This window comes from Megasphaera sp. DJF_B143, assembly GCF_900320625.1.
Taxonomy (GTDB): domain Bacteria; phylum Bacillota; class Negativicutes; order Veillonellales; family Megasphaeraceae; genus Megasphaera; species Megasphaera hexanoica.
Genome location: NZ_ONTA01000125.1, coordinates 1 through 6,458, shown reverse-complemented (window position 1 = coordinate 6,458; position 6,458 = coordinate 1). Strand labels below are relative to the sequence as shown.

6 protein-coding genes and 1 tRNA gene are annotated in these 6,458 nt (G+C 50.4%); 1 reads left to right on the top strand and 6 read right to left on the bottom strand.

What is annotated here, in order from left to right; genetic code table 11:
• Positions 1-1,245: leucine-rich repeat domain-containing protein (locus tag DBO31_RS03765; protein ID WP_150824477.1), on the top strand; the 1,245-nt coding region annotated here is incomplete at its 5' end.
• An 89-nt stretch (positions 1,246-1,334) separates the two neighbouring features.
• On the opposite strand, the gene DBO31_RS03760 is transcribed toward DBO31_RS03765, so the two are convergent.
• The 6 genes from DBO31_RS03760 to DBO31_RS03735 all read right to left on the bottom strand — a co-directional run.
• Positions 1,335-1,418 (bottom strand) — tRNA-Leu (locus tag DBO31_RS03760).
• A 129-nt stretch (positions 1,419-1,547) separates the two neighbouring features.
• A complete protein-coding gene (locus tag DBO31_RS03755) occupies positions 1,548-2,699 on the bottom strand; it encodes a S41 family peptidase (RefSeq protein ID WP_150824476.1) in 1,152 nt (383 codons plus the stop codon).
• Positions 2,700-2,711: 12 nt separating this feature from the next.
• Complete coding sequence (locus DBO31_RS03750) at positions 2,712-3,950, bottom strand: murein hydrolase activator EnvC (protein ID WP_200817451.1); 1,239 nt, start codon at positions 3,948-3,950, stop codon at positions 2,712-2,714.
• A gap of 3 nt (positions 3,951-3,953) precedes the next feature.
• Entirely contained in the window at positions 3,954-4,841 is an 888-nt protein-coding gene (gene ftsX, locus DBO31_RS03745; protein ID WP_059077214.1) for a permease-like cell division protein FtsX, read from the bottom strand.
• Positions 4,831-5,517, bottom strand: coding sequence for a cell division ATP-binding protein FtsE (gene ftsE, locus DBO31_RS03740; protein WP_059077213.1), 687 nt, complete (start codon positions 5,515-5,517; stop codon positions 4,831-4,833). Before ftsE ends, ftsX begins: the two co-directional genes overlap by 11 nt.
• Before the next feature lie 93 nt (positions 5,518-5,610).
• The coding region (locus DBO31_RS03735; RefSeq protein WP_150824475.1) for a polysaccharide pyruvyl transferase family protein at positions 5,611-6,458 on the bottom strand (848 nt) is incomplete at its 5' end.

Sequence of the window (6,458 nt, the reverse complement as noted above, 5' to 3'; positions counted from 1 at the left end):
CTTCCGCCTATTTCCGATGTCTGCTATAAAGAAAGCAAACAGTATCCGGAAGTCATTCATATTCCCGAAGATACGGAAGATGAGGAAGATGCGCTGCCCTATACGAAGCTGGATACAAAAGCACTGGTATATGCCCCCATATGTTATCTCCATCTCACTGGTGATATACGGGAAATCGGAGAATGGTGTTTTATGAAATCCACCCTTCTTCAGTTCAAAGCGGAAGAAGGTCTGGAAACGATAGGGGCCCATGCTTTTGAAGGACTGCATTTTCTGGACCGGGTAGAACTTCCTGCCTCCCTTTCCCATGTGGGCGACGGTGCCTTTGCCCATTGCCGCGACCTTCATTTCATCGAACTGTTACAGATGGACTGCCATATAGGAGAAGACGTATTTGCCGGAACGGACATCACGGTCTGCTGCCTGCCAGGGAGTATCTGGGAAGCGTACTGCCAGAAACATGCCATCCCCTATTTCCTGAAAGGGGAAGATTCCCCCGTACGCCAAGAACTGAAAGAACGGCAAAACCTAGACGACAAACGCGCCTGGAAACACTATGATATTTATAAAGAATCAAAAACCTACACGTTATATAGCTATCGGTCGGATTTCCGGGACACAGTACATACTATCAGTAATGACATGGGCATCCCGATTCTTCCGGGAGGAGGAATCAATCCGAAAGACAATAAACGGATTTACGTCGTGAAAAGCCAGGCAGAGAAAAACGGCGACTATGACAGGGAAGCCATCGTCGCCGCCATCAGACGCCGTCCGGAAAAGCCTGCCTACCAATCGGAAGACGGCATGAGGGATATCATCATCCACCCATGGACTATGTCTTTCCAAAAATGTATCGGCGAAGACGCATATATGAATTCCTCCCTGATCTACGTCTACGGCGGAACGAACATTTCCTATATCGGAGAAAATGCTTTTGCCGGTTCCAAAATCGTTGCATTTTATGCAACTAAGGTGAAAGGCATCTGGGCCCGCGCCTTCAAAGGATGCAGTGAACTTTCCTACGTAGAAGTAGGCGACTGCCTGGACTCGCTGGAAGACGAAGCCTTCGCTGACTGCCCGAACCTCAAAACGATTAAATTCACGGGTATCAATCATATAGGAAAAGACGTATTCAAAAACACCCCCGTCACCGTAATCTGCAGAAGAGGCTCTCACGTCTATGAATACTGCATGGAAAACGGAATTGATGTGGATACATACAGTTTTGATTCAGACTGGTAACGTACAGCTAATACACACTCACCCCTAAGAGCACATCTGTTCCGGATAAAAAAAGCAACCACCGCCCAACGCGATGGTTGCTTTTTTATTGGTGCGAGTGAAGGGACTTGAACCCTTACGCCGTGAGGCACCAGATCCTAAGTCTGGCGCGTCTGCCATTCCGCCACACTCGCCTGCCGATTGTCAGATGCAATCTGACACGGTATTTATTGTATCATGAAAGCGGGGACAATGCAAGGATTCTGCAGTCCCCGCTTCATGCTTCTGTTTTGATTCTGTATACCCTGCCTGTTCTGTGGCGGTTACAAGGTCTGTACAACTTCCAATGCTTTTTCATATTGATAGTCTTCCGGGTCGTTGGGTTGCAGCTGGACTTCTATATCAGGTTGTATGCCTACGCCATCGATTTCCCGGCCACTGGCCGTGCGGTATTTGGCAACAGTCAGCTTGATAGCGTCATCGGAATCAATGGGATAGACGCCCTGTACCGTTCCTTTGCCATAACTCTTCGTCCCGATAACTGGCCCTAATTTCAAGTCCTGGATGGCACCGGATACGATTTCCGAAGCGCTTGCTGAATTTTCATTGATGAGCACTACCAAAGGAATAGTGTCACCACTGCCATTAGCCTTATATTCCGATTCCTCACCGGATCGGCTCGTAAAGGATACGATGACACTGTCCTTGGGAACGAAATTCGATGCTACGGCAACAGCTTGATCGACGATGCCACCGGGATTATTCCTGAGGTCGAGAATCATGCGCTTCATGCCCTGCTTACGCAGTTCCTGATACTGACGGGTAAACTCCTCTCCCGTATTTTCACTGAAAATTGCCACCCGGATATATCCCACATCAGTTCCTTCAATCATCTGGCCACCGACGGTTTTCATATGGATCTGACGGCGCGTTATGGCCATCTCCTGAGATTCACCATTTCTTCCCAGGGTCAGAGTAACTGTCGTATCCACGGGTCCCCGGATAGTCTTGGAAATGTCTTCCAGACTCATCCCCTTCGTAGATGTGCCATTGATAGCCTGGATCAGGTCACCGCGCTGGACGCCGGCTTCAGCAGCCGGGCTGTCATCCATGACTCCGGCTACAATCGTACCTTCCTCACTGGAACCGATATACACACCAATACCGGCATAGGACCCGGACGTCTGGTCGGAAAATGCCTGGAAATCATCGCCGTCGAGATAGATACTGTGCTTGTCGCCCAGTTTTTTGACGATTCCTTCTAGCGCTCCATTAAGGAGATCCTGCTTATCGACAGCACCGGGAAAATTCTGTTCCACCACATGAAGAGTGCGGAAGAATTTAATGAATCCTACGGGCGTCCCCGTGTAGTAGTAAAAGAGGCCCACTAGCAGCAACACACTGCAGGCTGCCGTAAACAACCCCCAGGCAACGGCCCGGAACAACATCTGAAACATGTGTTTTTTCTGATTCATAGTCTGCCTCGTTTATAGATACGAATTCGGATCGACTGGTTCACCGCCGACACGGACTTCAAAGTGAACGTGTGGCCCCGTCGAATTCCCTGTAGAACCGGCATAGGCGATGACCTGGCCCTGAGAAACAGACTGTCCCGACGATACAGCCAGAGATTCGTTATGTCCATACAGAGTCGATGTCCCATTGCCGTGGTCAATGACGACGGCATAACCATAACCGCTGATCCATCCCGCTTCTACAACGACACCACCATCAGCAGCATGGACAGGCGTCCCGTAATCGACGCCGATGTCAATGCCGGAATGAAGAATCTGGCGGCCGAAAATCGGGTGTTCCCGGTAACCAAAGGGCGATGTGATGACGCCATTTACCGGCCAGATCATCTGACCGGAACCACTGACTGGCTGGTAATAACCGCTGTCATCTCCGCCGGACGAACTGCCACTATCCCCGCTGCTGTCGCTGCCACTTTCCCCAGACGACGCAGCAGCCGCTGCCGCAGCCGCTGCTGCCTGCCGGGCTGCTTCACGGTCGCGGAGCATCTGGGCAATCTGATTGGACGACGCTTCCAGTTCGGCATAGGCTTCTTCTGCCGTCGCCTTATCAGTCTGGGCTTTTTCCAGGATAGCCTGCTGTTCAGCCTTATGCTTGGCGATTTCTTCCTTCTTGGCTGCTGCTTCTTCTTTTAGCTTTGCCTGCGTTTCCCGCTGCTCTTCCAGAGCCTGTTTCGTCTGGTTGATCTGGTCCCGTTCATCCTTTATGGACGAAATCAGTTCCAGATCCGAACTGACGATACGCCGCAGGAGTTCGACGCGGTTGGCAAAATCATTAAAATCCTTAGCCCCGACGACGACATCGAGGTAATTGAGCTGGCCGTGCATATAAATATCACGGATGCGGCGGCTTAGCACCTTTTCCCGGCTTCTCAGATGGGTTTCTGCCCTTTCCAGTTCGGCCTGGGTCCGGGTAATCTGCCGTTCTGTTTCAGTTAATTCTTGGGAAATAGACTTATATTGTGCATTGGCGGCATCGAGATTTTCCTGGATGACCCGCAATTTTTCAAAGACATTGCCGATAACTGCTTCGGCTTCACTCTTCTTCTGAGCCTGTTCTGCCATCTGCCCCTGAACTGTCGATAACTGATCCTGCAAATCTTCGTCTTCCGCAAAGATGAAGCCGCAGGGATTCAGCAGATAGAGAACAGTCAAAGCGGCTGCCAACGACTTTTTATATGGTATACTCATCATACGTTACACCTTCATATAGCGTTTCAGAGAAATCGTACTGCCAATGGCCCCGATGACCATGCTCAGTACGAGTATCAGACCACTTGCCTGATACATGAATGGATACGGACTGACCATAGGCAGAAATGCCAGAGTCCGGTGAATCGTTATCGTGACAAATTCATAGAACTGCAATAAGGCCACATCGGCAATGAGACCGCCGATGAATCCCAAGAACAATCCTTCCAAGAGAAATGGCCAGCGGATGAACCAGTTGGTAGCACCAACGTATTTCATGATGCCGATTTCCCGGCGCCGGGCAAAGACGGTCAGGCGGATCGTATTGGAAATGATGAACAGCGTCGCAAAAGTCAGGAAAATAATGAGGGCAATGCCTCCCCAGCGGATAATCGTCGCCACGCGGAACAACTGTTCCACGATTTCCTGTCCATAATGGGTGCTTTCCACTTCGTCATACTGTCCGACGACAGTTGCCGTCTTTTTAACCTGTTCCGGATTACTCAACGTCAGCGTATATGATGTCGGCAGCGGATTCTTCCCGTCGAGGGCATCGAGAATGCCCGGCTGGTCTTTCATACGTTCCTTTAGTTTATCCATGGCCTGGTCTTTGTTGGTAAATTCCAGTTCCTTTACATCGGGCAGGGCCTTCAGCCGGCTGCCTACACTCATGACCTGATCCGTTGTCAGATCATCTTTCAGATACACGCTGATCTGCACCTGGTTTTCCAGATTATCGGCAAAATAGTCCAGATTGGCTACCATTATCAGGAACAACCCTAAAATAAAAAATGAGACGGCTACGGTCGCAATGGACGCAATAGACATGAAGCTATTGCGCCAAAAAGACGTAAAGGCTTCCGAGAGGTAATACCTCATGGTTCTAATTTTCATCGTCGTATCCTCCCTGCTGTTCATCACGGACAATCTTGCCATCGACGATTTCAATGACCCGCTTGTTCATCATATCGACAAGCTGCTGGTCATGGGTCACCATGACGACAGTTGTCCCCATATGATTGACTTTGGTAAAAATATCCATGATTCCCTTTGACGTTTCTGGATCCAGATTACCCGTCGGTTCATCGGCAATGAGCAGGAGCGGCCGGTTGACGATGGCTCTGGCAATAGCCACACGCTGCTGTTCGCCGCCGCTGAGATTCGACGGCAGGGCATCGGCTTTACCGACCAGCCCTACCAAGTCGAGGACGTTGCGGACCCGTTCTTTGATCAGACGCCGCGGTGCTTCAATAACTTCCATGGCAAAGGCGACATTTTCCTCTGCCGTCTTATTGGGCAGCAGACGGAAATCCTGAAACACGATTCCCATGCGGCGGCGCAAGTACGGGACCCGGCTTTTTTTCAGCTTATTCACTTCAATGCCGTTGACGATGACTGAACCTTCCGTTGGCAGCTCTTCATGGTCGAGAAGCTTGATGAACGTGGACTTGCCGGCTCCGCTGGCACCTACGACAAATACGAACTCCCCTTTTTTGATATGCACATTGGCATGGTCCAGAGCAACAGACCCATTGTCGTACACTTTGGATACATTCTTAAAATATATCATAGATTTCCTCTTTTCTGGCAAACCATACTTTTATCAGACATACTCTATTATATATAAGGAAAAGCGGCCGTCAAGTCACTGCTCCTGCGAGCGTCAACCTTTCCGGGCCGCCGTATGTTCTTCTATAACGCGTAACGCCAGATAGGCATTACGCATAGACTGGCGTCGTAAGTGATTCATTCGCGCTCTGACTTCCGGCATAATACCACCGGCCTTCAGTCTGGCCGTTACATCTGTCACCAGTGTCCCGGCAGTGACAGTCTCCATGGTCCCGCAAAGCGTATCACCAATGAGGCTGATGAACCCATCAATTTTGGGATCGTAGGAAATGGCCGTTACCGGCACCTGCATGATTGATGCAAAAATGAGTGCATGGAGCCGGTTTGCAATGACCACATCCATGCAGCCCATAAGGGCCATGAATTCCACCGTATTGTATGCTTCTTTCAGAACCGTCGCCGGTTCCTTCATACGCGCCGCCACATCAGACGCCGCTTCAGCATCTGCAGGATACTGCATGGGAATAAAAATAATGCGGGCTCCCACCGTACGTACCAGTTCATCTGCCGCCTTGGCAATCTCGTCTTTATACCGGGTCATATGCTGCCAGTTGCGGATGGCAATGCCGATACGGGTACCAACACCGTTAATACCATGCTTTTTCAACAGATAAAAGCCAATCTTTTTATCCACAGGGGGCATAGATAGTACGGCATCGGCCGTCACGTGGATGGGTGGATCCGTAACGCCGAGCCGCTGCAATTCCTGTCGCGATTCACTGTCACGGACACCAATCATAGTCACTTTCTGCAGCACATTGCGAACCGCCTTCCGCGCCTTGGGACGGCGTATGGGACCGATGCCCTGGGCATAGAGCATGACCGGCTTGTGGAAAAAGAGAGCCATGCGCATAATTAGCAGATAATAATAGAGACTGCGGG

Excerpts from the sequence above, each read along its gene's own strand:
- DBO31_RS03755 (WP_150824476.1), bottom strand. The coding sequence starts at position 2,699 with ATGAATCAGAAAAAACACATGTTTCAGATGTTGTTCCGGGCCGTTGCC.
- DBO31_RS03750 (WP_200817451.1), bottom strand. The coding sequence starts at position 3,950 with ATGATGAGTATACCATATAAAAAGTCGTTGGCAGCCGCTTTGACTGTT.
- ftsX (WP_059077214.1), bottom strand. The coding sequence starts at position 4,841 with ATGAAAATTAGAACCATGAGGTATTACCTCTCGGAAGCCTTTACGTCT.
- ftsE (WP_059077213.1), bottom strand. The coding sequence starts at position 5,517 with ATGATATATTTTAAGAATGTATCCAAAGTGTACGACAATGGGTCTGTT.